This is a genomic window from Gemmobacter serpentinus (assembly GCF_008973825.1).
GTDB classification, from domain to species: domain Bacteria; phylum Pseudomonadota; class Alphaproteobacteria; order Rhodobacterales; family Rhodobacteraceae; genus Gemmobacter; species Gemmobacter serpentinus.
Map to the genome: position 1 here is coordinate 265,966 of NZ_WCHR01000005.1, position 17,648 is coordinate 283,613.

General features: G+C 63.5%; 18 protein-coding genes. 10 read left to right on the top strand and 8 right to left on the bottom strand.

Annotation, left to right across the window (positions count from 1 at the left end):
• Positions 1-6 precede the first annotated feature (6 nt).
• The 4 genes from mrdA to GBJ34_RS03610 are packed head-to-tail and all read right to left on the bottom strand — an operon-like array spanning position 7 to position 4,468.
• Positions 7-1,935: a penicillin-binding protein 2 gene (mrdA, locus tag GBJ34_RS03595; RefSeq protein ID WP_151717881.1), complete on the bottom strand. Its 1,929-nt coding sequence runs from the start codon at positions 1,933-1,935 to the stop codon at positions 7-9.
• Complete coding sequence (locus GBJ34_RS03600) at positions 1,932-2,471, bottom strand: rod shape-determining protein MreD (RefSeq protein ID WP_151717981.1); 540 nt, start codon at positions 2,469-2,471, stop codon at positions 1,932-1,934. The genes mrdA and GBJ34_RS03600 overlap by 4 nt, the downstream gene beginning before the upstream one ends.
• Positions 2,464-3,408: a rod shape-determining protein MreC gene (gene mreC, locus GBJ34_RS03605; protein WP_151717882.1), complete on the bottom strand. Its 945-nt coding sequence runs from the start codon at positions 3,406-3,408 to the stop codon at positions 2,464-2,466. The genes GBJ34_RS03600 and mreC overlap by 8 nt, the downstream gene beginning before the upstream one ends.
• Positions 3,409-3,433: 25 nt before the next feature.
• Positions 3,434-4,468, bottom strand: coding sequence for a rod shape-determining protein (locus tag GBJ34_RS03610; RefSeq protein WP_149141343.1), 1,035 nt, complete (start codon positions 4,466-4,468; stop codon positions 3,434-3,436).
• 302 nt (positions 4,469-4,770) lie between these two features.
• Between GBJ34_RS03610 and truA the strand changes: the two genes are divergently transcribed.
• On the top strand, positions 4,771-5,544 hold the full coding sequence (truA, locus tag GBJ34_RS03615; protein WP_151717883.1) for a tRNA pseudouridine(38-40) synthase TruA: 774 nt from the start codon (positions 4,771-4,773) through the stop codon (positions 5,542-5,544).
• 165 nt (positions 5,545-5,709) lie between these two features.
• Here the strand turns inward: truA and GBJ34_RS03620 are convergent, their stop codons facing one another.
• Both GBJ34_RS03620 and GBJ34_RS03625 read right to left on the bottom strand, forming a co-directional pair.
• Positions 5,710-6,276, bottom strand: coding sequence for a manganese efflux pump MntP (locus tag GBJ34_RS03620; protein WP_151717884.1), 567 nt, complete (start codon positions 6,274-6,276; stop codon positions 5,710-5,712).
• A gap of 287 nt (positions 6,277-6,563) precedes the next feature.
• On the bottom strand, positions 6,564-8,144 hold the full coding sequence (locus GBJ34_RS03625) for a lysine--tRNA ligase (protein WP_151717885.1): 1,581 nt from the start codon (positions 8,142-8,144) through the stop codon (positions 6,564-6,566).
• Between the two features lie 118 nt (positions 8,145-8,262).
• On the opposite strand from GBJ34_RS03625, the gene GBJ34_RS03630 reads away from it, so the two are divergent.
• Positions 8,263-8,685 carry a tellurite resistance TerB family protein gene (locus GBJ34_RS03630; protein WP_226341029.1) on the top strand — a complete coding sequence of 141 codons (423 nt, stop codon included), beginning with the start codon at positions 8,263-8,265 and terminating at the stop codon, positions 8,683-8,685.
• Complete coding sequence (locus GBJ34_RS03635) at positions 8,682-9,611, top strand: 2-hydroxyacid dehydrogenase (protein WP_151717887.1); 930 nt, start codon at positions 8,682-8,684, stop codon at positions 9,609-9,611. Before GBJ34_RS03630 ends, GBJ34_RS03635 begins: the two co-directional genes overlap by 4 nt.
• Positions 9,612-9,634: 23 nt before the next feature.
• Here the strand turns inward: GBJ34_RS03635 and GBJ34_RS20460 are convergent, their stop codons facing one another.
• Positions 9,635-10,018 carry a hypothetical protein gene (locus GBJ34_RS20460; RefSeq protein WP_192931099.1) on the bottom strand — a complete coding sequence of 128 codons (384 nt, stop codon included), beginning with the start codon at positions 10,016-10,018 and terminating at the stop codon, positions 9,635-9,637.
• A 42-nt stretch (positions 10,019-10,060) separates the two neighbouring features.
• On the opposite strand from GBJ34_RS20460, the gene GBJ34_RS20465 reads away from it, so the two are divergent.
• Together GBJ34_RS20465 and GBJ34_RS03645 are read left to right on the top strand one after the other, a co-directional pair.
• Positions 10,061-10,621 (top strand): PHB depolymerase family esterase, encoded by a 561-nt coding sequence (locus tag GBJ34_RS20465; protein ID WP_192931100.1) that lies wholly within the window; start codon positions 10,061-10,063, stop codon positions 10,619-10,621.
• A 208-nt stretch (positions 10,622-10,829) separates the two neighbouring features.
• The gene (locus GBJ34_RS03645) at positions 10,830-11,090 is read left to right on the top strand and encodes a YjhX family toxin (protein ID WP_151717889.1); all 261 of its coding nucleotides are present in this window, start codon (positions 10,830-10,832) and stop codon (positions 11,088-11,090) included.
• 61 nt (positions 11,091-11,151) lie between these two features.
• Here the strand turns inward: GBJ34_RS03645 and GBJ34_RS03650 are convergent, their stop codons facing one another.
• A complete protein-coding gene (locus tag GBJ34_RS03650) occupies positions 11,152-12,051 on the bottom strand; it encodes a MurR/RpiR family transcriptional regulator (protein WP_404811394.1) in 900 nt (299 codons plus the stop codon).
• 174 nt (positions 12,052-12,225) lie between these two features.
• On the opposite strand from GBJ34_RS03650, the gene GBJ34_RS03655 reads away from it, so the two are divergent.
• The 5 genes from GBJ34_RS03655 (at position 12,226) to GBJ34_RS03675 (ending at position 17,576) form a co-directional block, all read left to right on the top strand.
• Positions 12,226-12,975 carry an N-formylglutamate amidohydrolase gene (locus tag GBJ34_RS03655; RefSeq protein ID WP_226341035.1) on the top strand — a complete coding sequence of 250 codons (750 nt, stop codon included), beginning with the start codon at positions 12,226-12,228 and terminating at the stop codon, positions 12,973-12,975.
• A complete protein-coding gene (locus GBJ34_RS03660) occupies positions 12,976-13,566 on the top strand; it encodes a TRAP transporter small permease subunit (protein ID WP_151717891.1) in 591 nt (196 codons plus the stop codon). It begins immediately after the preceding gene.
• On the top strand, positions 13,566-14,909 hold the full coding sequence (locus GBJ34_RS03665; protein WP_151717892.1) for a TRAP transporter large permease: 1,344 nt from the start codon (positions 13,566-13,568) through the stop codon (positions 14,907-14,909). Before GBJ34_RS03660 ends, GBJ34_RS03665 begins: the two co-directional genes overlap by 1 nt.
• Before the next feature lie 60 nt (positions 14,910-14,969).
• Positions 14,970-16,004 carry a TRAP transporter substrate-binding protein gene (locus GBJ34_RS03670; protein ID WP_151717893.1) on the top strand — a complete coding sequence of 345 codons (1,035 nt, stop codon included), beginning with the start codon at positions 14,970-14,972 and terminating at the stop codon, positions 16,002-16,004.
• Positions 16,005-16,214: 210 nt separating this feature from the next.
• Positions 16,215-17,576 (top strand): glutamine synthetase family protein, encoded by a 1,362-nt coding sequence (locus tag GBJ34_RS03675; protein WP_151717894.1) that lies wholly within the window; start codon positions 16,215-16,217, stop codon positions 17,574-17,576.
• The last annotated feature ends 72 nt before the right edge of the window (positions 17,577-17,648 follow it).

Consider the following 17,648-nt stretch of genomic DNA (forward strand, 5'->3'; position numbering starts at 1 on the left):
CTTCCGTCAGGCCCGTGACCGGCCCGGAACGGGATCGGCAATGTCGCGCAGTTTCATTTCCTTGAACTGCGTCTCGATCCGGGCGCGCTGCGCCTCTGGATAGGCGGCAAGCGGCGGGATACCGCCGGTCAGGCAGCGCAACAGCACATCGCGCCCGATGGGTGCCGCCACCGCAGAGCCACCGCCGCCATGTTCAACCACGACCGAGACCGCAACCTTGGGCTTGTCATAGGGCGCGTAGCACACGAACAGCGCATGGTCGCGCAGATGCCAGGGCAGCAGCTTGTTGTCACGCTCGCCCGTGCCATAGGAATGCACCTGCGCCGTGCCGGTCTTGCCCGCCATCACCATGGTCGGATCGACAATGCGCGACGATTTCGCGGTGCCGCGCGCGCCATTCATCACCTCATACATGCCCTTGCGGGCAGCATTCAGATATTCGGCTGGAATATCCAGCGGCGGGGCCTCGGGGATCGGCATGTCATCGGTGCCGACGCCCCGCACAAGACGCGGCACCACTGACCGGCCCGAGGCCAGTCGGGCCGTCATCACCGCCAGTTGCAACGGCGAGGTCAGCACATAGCCCTGTCCGATCGAGGCGTTCACCGTATCCCCGATGCGCCACTCCTGGCCATAGCTTTCCATCTTCCAAGCCTTGTCGGGCATCACACCCGCCGCAATGGCCGACATCGGCAGATCATGTTTGATGCCCAGGCCAAGTTTGCGGCCCATTTCGGCGATCTTGTCGATGCCGACCTTGACCGCCGTCTCGTAGAAATACACGTCGCAGCTTTGCGCCAATGCCTCATTCAAGGACAGCGTGCCATGGCCGCCACGCTTCCAGCAGGCAAAGCGCCGCCCGCCAAGCTCATAGTAACCGGGGCAATAGACGCCACTTCCAGTGCCGACCACGCCCGCCTCCAATGCCGCCAGCGCGGTCACCATCTTGAAGGTCGATCCCGGCGGATAGACGCCCTGCACCGTCTTGTCGGCAAGCGGGCGGTGGTCATTTTCCATCAGCGAGGAATAATCCTTCTGACTGATGCCGCGCACGAACAGGTTGGGGTCAAAGGACGGCGACGAGACGATGGAGAGCAGATCCCCCGTCTCCACATCCATCGCGACCACGGCGGCGCTTTCCTCGCCGAGCCGGACCTGGGTGAAGTTCTGGATCTCGGCATCGATGGTCAGGCGCAGATCGTCGCCCGGATCGCCCTCGATCCGGCCCAGCTCGCGCATGACACGACCGACATGGTTGACCTCGATCCGCTTCTGGCCCGCGCGCCCACGCAAGGCATCCTCGCGCCAGCGTTCCACGCCGATCTTGCCGATCTGGAATTTCGGGATCTGCAAGACCGGATCGGGGCTTTCCATGCCGGCCAGATCCTTTTCCGACACCGGCCCGACATAGCCCACGACATGGGCAAAATCGGTATCCAGCGGGTAGATCCGGCTCAGGCCCACCTCCGGCGTCACGCCGGGCAGCGAGGGCGCATTGAGCGCGATCTTGGAAAAATCGGTCCAGCTCAGCCGGTCGGCGACGATGATCGGCACGAAGGACGACCGCCGTTCGCTTTCGCGCAGGGTGCGGGCAATCTCATCCTCGGACAGCGGCACGATGGCAGCCAGACGGCGCAGCACATGTTCGACATCGCCCGCTTCCTCGCGGGTGATGACGACACGGTAATTCTGTTCATTGCCCGCAATCAGCTTGCCGTTGCGGTCATGGATCTGGCCACGATTGGGCGGGATCAGCCGGATATTGACGCGGTTTTCCTCGGCCAGCAGGCGAAACTCATCCGCCTGTTCCACGGACAGGAACCGCATCCGCGCGCCCAGCACGGCAACAAAGGCGCCCATGGCGCTGCCCATCAGAAAGGCGCGGCGGCGCACCTTGCGCGCACTTTCCTCGGTATCCTTGACCGTGCGTCTCATAGCCTGCGCCCCATATCGTCCACCTCGCCCATGCCGGGTTTGTGCACCCCGAGCACCAGCTTGGACAGCCAGACCACCACCGGATAGACCACGATCGAGGCCACCACCTGCGCCATGGCAAAGCCGAAAGCCACCTGCGGCAACAGCGTCACCGCGAATGCTAGCCGGTAGCCGAGGAACATGGCAGTCATCAACAACCCGATGAATAGCCATTCCAGCGGAAAACTCAATTCACGGGTCAGTGCGATGCGCGAGCGCAGTATCTCGCTGCCGACCAGAACCAGCGCTGTCCAAAGGCCCGGCGGGCGCATCAAAAGCAGGTCTTCCAGCAGAAACACCGCCGCAATCAGCAGCACCGGCAGGTAATCCGGACGGCGCAGCAACCAGCAAAACGTCACGCAGAGCAACAGATCGGGGCCGGGCAGCCCTTCCGGATCGTTGCCCAGCGGCAGAAGTTTCATGAACAGCAGGACAAGCGCCACAAGAAGATACAATCCACGATGCAGCAGAACGTCCCGGCGCAGCGGATCAACCATCGCCCGCCCCGGTCGGCGCGGCATCGGCGTTCACCTCGGCCTCGGCTGCCGCCGGCGGCCCCATCATGGCCGCGCCCAAAGGCGGCGCGACCAGCCCGCCGGGATCGGCAATCGCCTCCAGATCATGGCTGCGCAGCACGCGCAGGAACTCCAGCCGCTCATAATCGGCCCCCAGCATCACCCGCAACCGGCGATCCGGCATCTGCATGACCTCGCCCACCAGCAGGCCCGCCGGGAACACCCCTCCATCCCCCGAGGTCACGACCTTGTCGCCGGGGCGCACGAGATCGGGTTTTTCCAGAAACTCCAGCGGCGGGGCGGCGGTATTGTCGCCGGACAGCAGCGCCTTCTGGCCTGATGGCTGCACCAGAACCGGGATACGGCTGTTGGTGTCATTCAGCAGGATCACCCGCGCGGTGCGCTTGCCGACGCCGGAAATACGCCCGACCAGACCAATGCCATCGACAGCCGCCCAACCGTCGCGGATGCCGTCGCGCGCCCCCACATTCAGCAGCACCGATTGCCGGAACGGGCTGCCGCTATCGGCCATCACCACGCCGGTGATATGGGTCAGCTTCGGGTCAAGCCGCACCTGATTGAGATCCAGCAGTTTGGCGTTCTGCTGTTCCAGCCGCAGCGCCGCCTCTTTCCAGCCGCGCATCTGCTTCAGCTCTTCGCGCAGATCCTGATTTTGCTGATAGAGGCTTTGATAGGATTGAAAGCCCTGCACCATATTGGTGGCACGGGTGACCGGCGCCATCGCCCAGTCAAGCCCCGGCACGACCCGATCGATCAGCGCGGTGCGGAAGCGTTCGACCCGCGGGCTGTCAATCCGCCACAGCAGAAAGACCGCCAGCAGGACAAGAACCAGAAGCCCGACCAGGATCCGGCGGATCGGTCGGGTGAATTCTTCCGGGGATGTGCGGTTGCGTGCCAAGGCGTGGCCTCACCCTTTGCGGGGATCAGGTATCGTAATCGATGACGTGACGCAGCTGCTTTTCGTATTCCAGCGCCTTGCCGGTGCCAAGCGCGACGCAGTTCAGCGATTCATTCGCGACCGAGATCGACAGGCCGGTCTGCTCGCGCAGCGCCAGATCCAGATCACCCAGCAGTGCGCCGCCCCCGGTCAGCATCACGCCGCGATCCACGATATCGGCAGCCAGATCCGGCGGGGTGGTTTCCAGTGCCTGCATCACCGCGTCACAGATCTGCTGCACGGGTTCGGCCAGGGCCTCGGCCACCTGGGCCTGATTGATCTCGGTTTCCTTCGGCACGCCGTTCAGCAGGTCACGCCCGCGGATCTGCATCGAGGCACCGCGCCCGTCATCGGGCATCCGTGCGGTGCCGATGGAGGTCTTGATACGTTCCGCCGTCGCCTCACCGACCAGAAGGTTCTGATGGCGGCGCAGATAGGAAATGATCGCCTCATCCATCCGGTCGCCGCCCACGCGCACCGAACGCGCATAAACGATGTCGCCCAGCGACAGGACCGCCACTTCGGTGGTGCCGCCGCCGATATCCACGACCATGCTGCCAGTCGGTTCGGTGATCGGCATCCCCGCCCCGATGGCCGCGGCGATGGGTTCGGCGATCAGCCCGGCACGACGCGCCCCCGCCTGCAACACCGAGTTGCGGATCGCGCGCTTTTCCACCGGGGTCGCGCCATGCGGCACGCAGACGATGATCTTGGGCTTGGAGAAGGTCGTGCGCTTATGCACCTTGCGGATGAAATGCTTGATCATCTCTTCCGCGCTGTCGAAATCCGCGATGACCCCATCGCGCATCGGGCGGATCGCCTCGATGGAGCCGGGCGTGCGCCCCAGCATCAGCTTCGCATCCTCGCCCACGGCCAGAACCTGCTTCTTGCCGTCCTTCACATGATAGGCCACCACAGAGGGTTCGTTCAGCACGATCCCCTTGCCACGCATATAGACAAGCGTGTTCGCGGTGCCGAGGTCGATCGCCATATCCGACGAGAAGAGGCCGGTAAGAGACATGCGGAGCAAAGTCCTTCGTGAGCATGAACCACGCGCGGTCCATGGAGGTGAGGCATCGTGCAGGGCACAAGATCGTCCGTGCAGGGCACAATAAAAACAAGGCCCGCGACTCAGGCGCCACCGGCCGGGCTGCCCCATATAAAGACAGTGCGTAATCCGCGAAACCCCCGCCCCCGGCCTTGTGGCACAATTCCGCGTGTAAGCTGCGCTTTCGCGCGCGGCGGTCCGACCATTGCGGCGAAGACAGCACGACGGTTGCGGCGACAGTTGCGGCAAACCCGCCGCTGCGCTAGGGCGGAGTCATGCCAAGATATGCTTTGAAGATCGAATATGATGGCGGGCCGTTCGCCGGCTGGCAGCGGCAGGCGCAGGGGCAGGCTTCTGTTCAAGCGGCGATTGAGGCCGCGCTTGCGCGGCTGGAGCCGGGGCCCCATACCATCGCCGCCGCTGGACGCACCGATGCGGGCGTGCATGGCACGGGTCAGGTTGCGCATTGCGATCTGGCCAAGGACTGGAATCCGTTCCGACTGTCAGAGGCGCTGAACTGGCATCTGAAGCCTGCACCTGTCGCCGTGGTGCAGGCGGTGCGGGTCGCGGACGATTTCCACGCGCGTTTCTCGGCCATCGAGCGGCGCTATACCTTCCGGCTGGTCAGCCGCCGCGCGCCGGTGACCCATGACAGGGGGCGGGTCTGGCAGGTTTTGAACCGGCTGGATGTGCAGGCGATGCGTGCGGCTGCGGCGCATCTGGTCGGGCATCACGATTTCACCACCTTCCGCTCCACCATGTGTCAGGCGAAATCGCCGGTGAAATCCATCGACGAGATCGCCATCGAGGACCTGCCCTATCCGGGCGGCGCCGAGATCCGCTTTCACCTGCGGGCGCGCAGCTTCCTGCACAATCAGGTGCGCTCCATCGTCGGCACGCTGGAACGCGTCGGAGCCGGGTCATGGGTGCCCGAGGATGTGCAGCGCGCGCTGGAGGCGCGTGACCGCGCCGCCTGCGGCCCGGTCTGCCCGCCGCAGGGCCTCTATCTGACCGGGGTCGGGTATCCGGCGGATCCTTTCGCAAGCTGATATCGTCAGGACTTTGGCAGTCAGAGGCGAAACTGGCGTTTACCGGCTGAGATCGTCAGACGCTTTCGGGAGCCGACACTGTTCGGCCCCTGCTAAACCTGAAACCCCTCCCCTTTAACAAGCTGACACCGCCGGCCCATTGCAGGCCGGCGGATCCGGGGGGGGTCAGCTCAGGTGATCGACCAGGATCGCAAGGCCGATGGCGGTCAGGGCAAAGCCGCCAACCACCTCGGCGATGCGGCCAAAGCGGCTTCCGATCCGGCGGCCCAGCAACATGCCCATCGTGCTCATGCTCATGGTGGCAAGGCCGATGGCCAGGGCCACGATGACGATGTTGACGTTCAGGAAGGCCAGCGACACCCCCACCGCCATCGCATCGATCGAGGTGCCGACCGCCGTCGCGATCAGCGTCCAGCCCGTGCCGCCGCCCGCACCCGCATCAGAGGTGGTTTCCACCTTTCGGGTCAGCGCTTGCCAGACCATATGCAGCCCGACCATGGCCAGCAGGCCAAAGGCGATCCAGTGGTCAAACTTGTCGACATGGTCATTGGCGACCGAGCCGATGCCCCAGCCGATCAGCGGGGTGATCGCCTCGATCACGCCGAAGACCGCGCCTGCACGCAAGGCGGGGCCAAAGCGCATCTGACCGGCCTGCGCGCCACGGCCAACGGATGCGATGAAGGCGTCGACAGACATGCCGACGGCCAGAACGCCGATGGAAATCGGGGTCATGGGATATTCCTTGAATCAGGGCATGGACCGGACGGTATCAGCATCCCGCCCGCAGGATACCTCCGCCACGGTCTCGCAAGGCCCCTTGGGCCGGACGCACCACGCGGACACCGCCCGCGAGCCTGTTGACACGTCACCCGCCTGCCATACTGGTTGGCGGTCGCTACTCCCCGATAGGGATTGCATAGGAGGTTCAAGGATTCGGGTCAACCGCTGCGCCGCAGCAAAAGGGCGCCACCCGGCTGGATGACGCCTTTTTGTATTTCACGATTTCTTTTGGAAATCCGTTACTTGATCAGATCACCGGCCAGACCGCGATCGATCAGGGCAATGCTTTCCTCGATGCCATACAGCGCGATGAAGCCCCCGAAACGCGGCCCGTCCGAGGCACCAAGCAGCACCTCATACAGCGCCTTGAACCAGTCACGCAGCGGCTCGAACCCGTGATCCTTGCCAATGGCGAAGACCATGGTCTGCAACGCCTCGTCATCAAGGCCACCGTCCCATGCCGCCAGCCGCGCCCGCAGATCAAGCATCGCTGCGCGTTCCTGATCGCTGGGCAGGCGGAATGCCCGTGTCGGCGCGATCCGGTCTGCGAAATAGCGCACGGCAAAGCCCGCGGCCGCATCCAGATCGGGATTGCCTTCGGGGCTGGCCTCGGGCGCATAGCGCTTGATGAAGCCCCAAAGGCCCTTCGCATCGGTCGCCCCCGCCACAGATGCCAGATTGAGCAGCATCGAGAACGGCACCACCATCTTCGATTCCGGCGGGTTGCCGCCATGGATATGCCAGACCGGGTTGTTGACCTGCTGATCCACATCCTGCGTGGGATAGGCGCGCAGCTGCTGGTGATATTCATCCACCGCGCGCGGGATCACGTCGAAATGCATCCGCTTCGCCGTCTTCGGCTTCTGATACATGAAATAGGACAGGCTCTCGGTCGAGGCATAGGTCAGCCATTCGTCAATCGTCAGGCCATTGCCCTTGGATTTGGAGATCTTCTGGCCCTGATCGTCGAGAAACAGTTCATAGGTGAAATGCTCGGGCTTCTTGCCGCCCAGCACTTCGCAAATGCCGTCATAGATCGGTGTATTGGTGGAATGGTCCTTGCCATACATCTCGAAATCGACACCAAGCGCCGCCCAGCGGGCCCCGAAATCGGGCTTCCATTGCAGCTTCACATGGCCGCCAGTGACCGGCAGCGTCCATTCGCGGCCATCCTCGTCATCGAAAGTGATGGTATGGTTGACCGGATCGACGTTTTTCATCGGCACATACAGCACGCGGCCGGTTTCCGGGTGGATCGGCAGGAAGCAGCTATAGGTTTGCTGGCGTTCCTCGCGCAAGGATTTCAGCATGATCGCCATGATCGCATCATAGCGCTCGCAGCACAGTTTCAGGATCGCGTCGAACTGGCCGGATTTGTAGAATTCAGTGGCCGAATAGAACTCGTATTCGAACCCGAACGTATCAAGGAACCGCCGCAGCATCGCATTGTTGTGATGGCCGAAGCTGTCATATTCGCCATAGGGATCGGGCACAGAGGTCAGCGGCTTTTGCATATGCTGGCGCAGCATCTCTTGCTGCGGCACGTTTTCCGGCACCTTGCGCATCCCGTCCACGTCATCCGAGAAACAGATGAGCCGGGTCGGGATATCCGAGATCACCTCGAAGGCGCGGCGGATCATCGTGGTGCGCGCGACCTCGCCAAAGGTGCCGATATGGGGCAGCCCCGAGGGGCCATAGCCGGTCTCGAACAGGACATAGCCCTTTTCCGGTGCCTTCTTTTCGTAGCGCTTGGCGATCTTGCGGGCCTCTTCAAAGGGCCAGGCTTTCGATTTCATCGCGGCGTCACGAAGGGCGGACATCGGCGGATCCTCTCAGTTGGCGGGCCCCATGCCCGCGCAGAACCTGCCTCTCCTATTGCCGCCCCTGCCGCGCGTCAATATTCTCAAGGTCCGAAACACCTTTCAAGGAAGCCCCGCCGTGCCCGATACGCCCCCCTCCCTGTCGCCACAGGATGCGCTGATTGCCGTGATGATCGCGGCCTCGGCCAGCGACGAGCATATGCGCACGGCCGAGCTGGTGGCGATCCAGCGCATGGTGAACCACATGCCGGTCTTTGCCGATTACGATGCCGACCGCATTCGCAGGGTCAGCCAGACGGTGCTGGATCTGTTCGAGGTCGAGGAAGGTCTGGATGCGCTGTTCGGTCTGATCCGCGACGGGCTGCCCGAGCGGCTCTATGAGACCGCCTATGCCCTGGCCTGCGACGTGGTCACTTCGGATGGGCGCCATACCGAAGCCGAGCTGCGTATGTTGGAAGAGATCCGGCACGAGCTGAATATCGATCGCCTGCACGCGGCTGCGATCGAATGGGGCACCCGCGTGCGGCATTTGCTGCCATGAGCGCGGTCGCCCTGTTTGGCGCAGGCGCAAGCCTTTGGCCGGAATATGAGAAGCATCTGCGCCAGGCGATCCAAGCCGCGGCACCAGATGTTCAACTGGTGACCGAGGCCGCGCCCGAGACGGTCGATTTCATCATCTATGCGCCGGGCAGCCCGTTGCAGGATTTCAGCCCCTATACCAAGTGCAAGGCGGTGCTGAACCTCTGGGCCGGGGTGGAGCGGATCGTGGGCAACCCCACCCTCACCCAACCGCTCTGCCGCATGGTGGACCCCGGACTGACCGAGGGCATGGTTGAATATGTCACAGGCCATGTGTTGCGCCACCATCTGGGCATGGATCGCTATATCCTTGGCGCGCCGGGCTGGAATCAGATCGTCCCCCCCTTGGCGCGCGAACGCCCCGTGGCGGTGCTGGGTCTGGGGGAGCTGGGTCTGGCCTGCGCCCGCGCCTTGAAGGGCCTGAATTTCGCGGTCGAAGGCTGGAGCCGCAGCGAAAAGGCCGGCCTCGACATCCCCGCCCATCATGGCGAAGCCGGGCTGGAGGCGCTGCTGCGCCGGGCCGAGATCGTGGTGACGCTGCTGCCACGCACGGCCGAGACCGAGAACCTGCTGAATGCGACCCGCCTTGGCTGGCTGCCCAAGGGTGCCGCGCTCATCAATCCGGGTCGCGGGCCGCTGATCGACGATGACGCGCTGCTGGCGGCGCTGGATAGCGGTCAGGTCGGCCATGCCACGCTGGATGTGTTCCGGGTGGAGCCGCTGCCCGAGGATCACCCGTTCCGCCATCATCCGCGCGTGACCGTGACCCCGCATATCGCCGCCGACACGCGCGCCAGTTCGGCCGCCCGGGTGATTGCCGAAAACATCCGCCGCGGCGTGGCGGGTGAGGCCCTGCTGCATCAAGTCGACCTTCGCCGCGGCTACTGAGACTTGATCCGCGCCCGCGATTTTTAGCCTGACAACCGCCTCGCTCGGCAGCGGTCGCAGAACTGCCCTATGCCTGCCATATCTGGCGGCCAAGGCAGGCCAGACCATGGGCAAGCCAGCCCGTGGTCTGCTAAAGGATGCCGATGCCACACCAACTTTTCTGGAAGATCCCGTTCTGCGGTCTCATCGTCCTGCTTGTCCTGCTTCTTCTGCTGGATCAGCAGGTGAGACGCCGCGATGCCGCCCTTATGCTGCCAATCCTTGAACTGCCATCCCAGCCCGGAGCACAACCCGGCGCTTTGACCGAACGCATCCTGGCCGGCTTCGATCAGCCCCTTCCCGACCATCCTTCCTATTCCCCTTCCAGGCGGATTCGCGCGCTTGCTCCACCACGTCACCTCTGGCATGGGCTGCGCCCCCGCACCGCCCATGTGTTCAGACCCGATGGCATGTCCGGCCCACGCCCGCTCATCCTGCTGTTCCACGGTGCCGGGCGTGACGGGTTGAGCCAGATTGAGATGTGGGAGGCCACTGCCCGTCGCCACGGCCTCATCCTGCTCGCCCCCAATTCCGCCGATGACACCTGGGCGACCGACCATCCTGAACCAGCCCTGCTGCTCCGGCTGATCGAGGATCTGACCGCCGAAACCCCGATCGACCGCAACCGCATCTTCCTGTTCGGCCATTCCGACGGGGCCGCCATGGCGCAGATCCTGCTCAACCGCAGCGCGGGCCCCTGGCGTGCCGCCGCGCTTCATGCCGGCGGCATCCAGCGTGGTGCCATGCAGCCCGCCACAGAGCCGAAACCTATGCGCCTGTATGCCGGTGCGCTGGACAGCACCTTCCCGCCAGCCTTGTTGCGCGACAGGGTTGCGCGCCCGATGGCCGAACTTGGCCATCCGACCGAGTTCCTGCTGCTCCCCGGCCACACGCATTGGTTCTACGATGCCGGGCCGCGCATCGCCGAACATGCCTGGATCTGGATGGCCAGCCTTGCGGAGCCGCACTGATGCCCTTGCGAATAACGCACCTAAGCGTGAACGCCTTGTCGTCGTCCGCGCGAGTGACTATCCTTCCCCTTGCGCTTTCCTGCGCATGATGGAGCCTTGATGTCAGAGATTGTGGCCAAGGGCTGAGCCCCGGCCTTTCGAGGGGCAAGCCGATCCGGCGGGCAGCGGCCTGACCGGATGATTTTGCCTGATCATCGGACATCTTCCCATGAATATTTCCAGATCCGAACAGCGGGTTCTGCACGCCTTGGCGCAAGGCGGCCATATCCTGCATGAGCGTGGCGGCGACAGCCGTCGCATCACCGAAATCCTCTGCGTGACCCGCGATGGCTTCATCCTGTCGGATTGCAGCCTGGCCGTTTTCCAGCGGCTGCGCGCCAAGCGGCTGATCGCCTCGGCCGATGGCGCGCCATACCGGATCACCCGGCTGGGGCGGCAATCGGTGCGGGCGCAGCCCGACAACCGCTAGCCTCGTGACACCTCGGCGGGCTGCGATTTTTCGTCGAAAAATCGTGGCCCCCTACCGGGGTTCAGCGCAAACGGCGGAAAAAGCGCGAGCGGTCGTATAGCGCCTCCAGCCGTTTCAGGCGGGCCTCGGTCTCGCTCCATGTCAGGGTCTGCACGGCGGCCAGCAGGGTCTCGACCAGCACGGTGATGGAAACCATGCTGTCCCAGGCGCTTGGGGCCTCGACATAGGCCGACAGCGTGTGGCGGGCATGTTGCGCGGCCGGGCTGATCCAGCGGTCGGTGATCAGCACCACCTCGGCCCCCTGTTCCACCGCCAGTTCCACCAGTTGCAACACCGAGTTCTCGTAGCGGCGGATGTCGAACACCACCAGCACATCGCCGCGTTTCATATCCAGCAGCGCGGGCGGCCATGTATTGGACAGGCCCGACAACAGCGCCACCTCGCGCCGGATCACCTTCATCAGCGTGACGAAGTAATCGGCCTGCGCATGGGTGATGCGCCCGCCGATCGCATAGACCGCGCGGGCCGGATCGGCCAGCAGCGCCGCCGCCGCATCAAATTCCGCATGATCGATCTGGCCCAGCGTTGCCTGCAGATTGCCCACCACCGCATCGGCAAAGCGGTTCAGGATATGGGTATCGGGGGCCCCGCCGGTCCAGCGGTCATGCTTGACCAGAGGCGAGACCAGCATCGCCTCTACCTCCAGCCGCAGCGCCGCCTGCATATCGGGATAGCCCTTGAAACCCAGCTTCTGGCACAATCGCACCACCGTCGGCGTCGACACCTCGGACGCCTTGGCCAGCGCGGTGATGGAGCCGAGCGCCGCGACGGGGTAGTTCTTCAGAATATGGGTGGCCAATTGCCGTTCAGCGCGGGTCAGATCCGGCAGCGCCGCGCGCAAATGCGCCTCGACGCCGACCGCCGGGCCGATTTCGCCGCCCGTATCAGAGCCTGCCGCCATGCCGATTCCCCCATCCGCGCAGTCCTCGCGCTGTCTTACTGTGCATCGGTTTTGGAAAACTTTGTAACAGAAATCTTTCCGCCGAAAAAATCTTGACAGAAGCGCGCGGGCAGAGAACGCTGGACACAACAACAGGGATGACTCGCAGCAATGACTGCACCGATAGCCGACAACATGGGGCGCTTTGCCCCCGTGGTTGAGGGTCGCGACCGGCGGGGGGATCTCATCCTCGTCTGCGACCATGCCGCCAATGCCTTTCCCGCCCCCTGGGGCGACCTTGGCCTGTCAGACGACCAGCGCCGCGCCCATATCGCCTGGGATCCGGGCGCGCTTGGCCTGATGCGTGGGCTGGCCGCCCGCATGGATGCGGCTTGCGTTCATGCCACCGTCAGCCGCTTGATCTATGATTGCAACCGCGCCCCCGATATGGCCGGGGCGATGCCCGCCCGATCCGAGGTGCATGATATTCCCGGCAATGCCGCGATCTCACCCGAAGACCGGCTGGCCCGCACAAGGGCGGTCTACCAGCCCTTCCACGCCGCGCTGCACGATCTAATCGCGGACCGCATCGCGCTTGGCCGCCGCCCGGCGATCATCACCGTCCACAGCTTCACGCCCGTCTATCACGGCGTAGCCCGCGCGGTGGAGTTCGGGGTGATCCATGATGCCGATCCTGCGCTTGCGCAATCGATCGTCGCCGAGGCCCGCGCCCGAACCCGCCTGAACACCGATCTGAACGCGCCCTATTCGGCCGCCGATGACGTGACCCATACGCTGCGCCTGCAGGCCACGCCTTACGGGCTGTCCAATGCCATGCTGGAAATCCGCAACGACCTGATCGCCACCCCCGAGGCCGAGGCCAGTATGGCTGACACCCTCGCCCCTGTCCTCTCTGCCGCTCTGGCCCGTCTCAAGGAGGCTTGAATGCCCGCCTGGTGCCTTGCCTTCGTCCGGATCGTCGATGCCGTCAACTATCGGATCGGCCGCATGGCGATGTATCTTTTCTTCGCCCTGATGGGGATCCTGATGTGGTCCGCCATCTCCAAACAGCTGTTCAACCCCTCACTCTGGACGCTGGAAATGGCGCAGTTTGCCATGGTCGCCTATTACATTCTGGGTGGCCCCTATGCGATGCAGATGGGCCAGCAGGTCCGCATGGATCTGTTCTATGCGCGGTGGAGCCCCCGCCGACAGGCGCTGACCGATGCGATCACCGTCATCGCCCTGCTGATCTATCTGGCGGTGATGATCTGGGGTGCCTGGGACAGTCTGGTCTATTCGCTGCAACTGAAATGGCCTGATGGTAGTCTGCTGCCGCAGATCGGGCGGCTGGAGCGATCCCCCACCGCCTGGCGGCCCTGGCTCTGGCCGATCAAGCTGACATTGTTCATCGGCTTCTTGCTGATGCTGCTGCAATCACTGGCCTTTCTGATCCGTGACATCGCAACGCTGCGCGGGGTGCATATCCCCGGCGCGCATCTCCATTCCGAGCCCCAGACTGAGGACGCCGCCTGATGCCACAGGAAATGATCGCCCTTCTGATGTTCTCGACCATGCTGGTACTGATGATTACCGGCCAGCGGGTCTTTGCGGTGATTGGCGTCGTGGCCGTCATCGCCTCGCTGGCACTTTGGGGCACCGGCGGGCAGGCCATGGGCTTTTCCGCTGCGATGAAGCTGATGAAATGGTATCCGATGCTGACGCTGCCCATGTTCGTCTTCATGGGCTATGTCATGAGCGAAACGCGGCTGGCCGAAGATCTTTACAAGATGTTCCATGTCTGGTTCGGGCCGATCCCCGGCGGGCTTGCCATCGGCACGCTGCTGTTGATGGTGCTGATCTCGGCGATGAACGGGCTGTCGGTCGCGGGCATGGCCATCGGTGCCACCATCGCTTTGCCAGAACTGGTGCGGCGCGGCTATGACAAGCAGATGATTTCCGGCGTCATTCAGGCCGGATCCTCGCTTGGCATCCTGCTGCCACCTTCGGTCGTTCTGGTGCTTTATGCGATGATCGCCCGCGCGCCGGTGTCTGATCTCTGGCTTGCCGGCATCATGCCGGGACTGATGATGGCCGCGATCTTCCTGATCTATGTGGCCGTGCGCTGCTGGTTGCAGCCGCAGCTTGGCCCGCCCGTCCCGCGCGAAGAACTTGCAGGTGTCACTTGGGGCCACCGCATTGCGCTGCTGCGTGAAGGGGCGCTGCCGCTGATCATCTTTGCCACCATGATGGTTCCCTTCGTCAAGGGCTGGACCAGCCTTGTCGAAAGCTCGGTTCTGGGCGTGGTGACCACGGTGATCGCCGCCGTTCTGAAACGCCGCTTCACCCGCAAGGTGCTTGAGGTCGCGCTGCGCAACACGCTTGGCATTTCCTGCATGTTCATGTGGATCATCCTTGCCGCGCTGTCCTTTGGGGCGGTGTTCGATGGCCTAGGTGCGGTCAAGGCGATCGAGACGCTGTTTGTCGGCGAACTTGGTCTCAGCCCATGGACGATCCTGATCCTGATGCAGCTGACCTTCCTCATCATGGGGATGTTTCTGGATGACACGGCCATGCTGGTCATCGTGGCACCGCTTTATGTGCCGCTGGTGGCCCAGCTCGATCTGGGCATCCCGAAGGATCAGGTGCTGATCTGGTATGGTGTGCTTTACACCATCACCTGCCAGATCGCCTATCTGACGCCGCCCTTCGGCTATAACCTGTTCCTGATGCGGGCCTTTGCGCCACCCAGCTTTACCATGGGTGATATCTACAGATCGGCCCTGCCGTTCTGCGGGCTGATGCTGATCTCGCTGATCATCATCGGTGCGTTCCCCGAGATCGCGCTTTGGCTGCCGGAATATCTGAAGACAAAATAAGCCAGGCGGGGCGGGCCAAACCGCCTCCATCCCATTCCCTTTCACCAACGGAGGCCCATCATGACGACAAGACGGAAGTTCCTGACAACTGGCGCGCTGGCCGGTGCCGCATCCCTTGCCGCCCCTGCCGTGGTCCGCGCCCAGGCGCCGATCAAATGGCGGATGCAGACCTATGCGGGGGCCGCCCTTGGGGCAGAGGTGGTAAAGCCCGCCATCGAGGCCTTCAACCAGATCGCGCAAGGCCAGATGGAGATCGAGCTGTATTATGCCGACCAGCTGGTCCCTACGGCCGAGCTGTTCCAGGCCATGCAGGCCGGCACCATCGACTGCGTGCAATCCGATGATGACAGCATGGCGTCCCCCACCGAAGTAACGGTGTTCGGCGGCTACTTCCCGCTGGGCCTGCGCTATTCGCTGGATGTGCCCGCGCTATTCAACAAATACGGCCTGAAGCAGATCTGGGAAGAGGAATACGCCGCTGTCGGCGTCAAGCATATCTCGGCGGGCTCGTGGGATCCCTGCCACTTCTCGACCAAGGATCCGATCAACAGCCTGGCCGATTTGCAGGGCAAGCGGGTCTTCACCTTCCCCACCGCCGGGCGCTTCCTCAGCCAGTTCGGCGTGGTGCCGGTCACCCTGCCCTGGGAGGATATCGAAGTCGCGATGCAGACCGGCGAGTTGGACGGCATCGCATGGTCGGGCATCACCGAAGTTTACACCGTGGGCTGGTCGAACGTGACCAACTACTTCCTGACCAACAACATTTCCGGCGCCTGGATCGGGCATTTCTTCGCCAATATGGATCGCTGGAACGCCCTGCCCTCGCATCTGCAAAAGCTGCTGGAAGTGTGTTTCGAGCAGTCGCATTACTATCGCCAGCACTGGTATTGGGCGGGCGAGGCCGATCTGCGGATCAATGGCGGCAAGCTGCAACTGACCACCATCCCCGCCGAGGAATGGAAGACGGTCGAGGATGCCGCATCGGTGTTCTGGGACGAGATCGCGGCCGAGTCCGAGGTCAAGGCCAAGGTCGTGGCCATCATCAAGCAGTATAACGATGTCATGCGCAAGGCGGGCCCGCCCTACCGCTACTGACACCATCGTCACAGGCCGGGGGCGGGCATTGCGCGCCCCCGCGCCAGAATATATGATCAAATTCTGGCCACATCTGAGGGCCGGGGGGAGGAACAAGAGATGGAAAAGGTCACGCGCCCCTGCTGCTGGCCCCGAAAGCCCGAGTTCGGCGGCGGATCGATCCGCGCCCGCCTGAACCGCTTTCCCCTTCTCTGACATCAAGAGGCCGCTATGCCCGCCAATCTGACCCTCGACACCCTGAAAGCCGCCGTCACCGCCGGTGACATCGATACCGTTGCCGTCTGCCTTGTGGATATGCAGGGCCGCCTGATGGGCAAACGCTTCGTCGCGCATCACTTCCTTGATGCCTATGACGAGACGCATTGCTGCAATTACCTGCTCGCCACCGATATGGAGATGTATACGGTGCCGGACTATGAAAGCACGTCCTGGGCCGCAGGCTATGGCGATTACGTCATGAAGCCCGACCTTTCGACGCTGCGCCGCCTGCCCTGGGCCCCGGGCACCGCGATGGTGATGTGTGACGTGCTGGACCACCACACCCATGAACCCGTGCCGCACGCGCCGCGCTCGGTGCTGAAACGTCAGGTCGAACGCGCCAAGGCCATGGGCTTTGACGCCATGATGGCGACCGAGCTGGAGTTCTTCCTGTTCGACGAGACGTTCTCGGATCTGTTCGACCGGGGCTTTCCGCTGCCCACGCCCAAGGCGCGCCACAATGTCGATTATTCGATCTGGGGCACCTCTGCCGATGAGCCGATCATGCGCGAGATCCGCAACAGCCTTTGGGCGGCGGGCATCCCGATCGAATGCTCCAAGGGTGAGGCCGATGCCGGTCAGGAAGAGGTGAACGCGAAATATTCCGACGCGATGGACACGTCGGACATGCACGCCATCATCAAACTGGCCTGCAAGCAGATCGCGCAGAAGCACGGCGCCTCGGTCACCTTCATGGCCAAGTATGACCATCGCAAGGCCGGGTCTTCCAGCCATATCCACCAATCGCTCTGGCAGGATGGCAAGCCTGCCTTCATGGACAAGGCGGACAGCCATGGCATGAGCGCGCTGATGAAGCAGTATATGGCGGGGCAACTGGCCCATGCGGCGGAAATCACCTATTTCCTCGCGCCCTATGTCAACAGCTACAAGCGGTTCGTGGTCGGCATGTTTGCCCCGACCAAGGCGGTCTGGTCCTGTGACAACCGCACCGCCGGCTTCCGCGTCTGCGGTATGGGCAGCAAGGCCGTCCGGGTGGAATGCCGCATTGGCGGGGCTGATCTGAACCCCTATCTTGCCTGTGCCGCGCTGCTGGCGGCAGGGCTTGACGGTATCGACAAGAAGATGGAGCTGGAGCCCGAAATGACGGGCGACATGTATGGGGCCGAAGGCGTGCGCGAGATCCCGAATACTTTGGGGGCGGCGGCGGCGGCGCTGAAAGGTTCGGCCATGCTGCGCGCGGCCTTTGGCGACGCTGTGGTTGACCATTATGCCCGCGCGGCGGAGTGGGAATTGTCTGAACAGAACCGCGTCGTGACCGATTGGGAACGCCAGCGCGGCTTTGATCGCGCCTGAGACACAGAGCTTCAGGGAAAGCAGCCACCGGGCTGCCCCCAAACGATTGAACCGGCGCGGCACACGCGCCAT